Source organism: Acinetobacter sp. ANC_7503 (assembly GCF_056780035.1).
Genome location: NZ_JBWYJA010000044.1, coordinates 1 through 246, shown reverse-complemented (window position 1 = coordinate 246; position 246 = coordinate 1). Strand labels below are relative to the sequence as shown.

The window sequence follows — 246 nt, the reverse complement described above, 5'->3', positions numbered from 1 at the left end:
GATCACGACCATCAGCAACGAGTTGTAAAGCTTCATTAATTTCTTGTTGAAGTGCATCACGTGTTTCATCAGTGTATCTTGCTGACTCTTCCAACTCTGCATTGTCATCGAGTTTAGTCTGAAGGTCTTTCGCCTTCGTCTCAAGCGCAGTTAAATCCGCTTCTGTTGCTAATGAGTCTTCAAACTCTTGTTGTGCATTGGTTTTTAATGCAGCATCCGCAGCGTCTAATTCATCAGATGCTTTTT

The 246-nt window shown here is 41.9% G+C and carries 1 protein-coding gene; it reads right to left on the bottom strand.

Annotated features, from left to right (window positions below):
• Window positions 1-246: hypothetical protein (locus tag AC1M9M_RS14885; RefSeq protein ID WP_481596720.1), on the bottom strand; the 246-nt coding region annotated here is incomplete at both ends.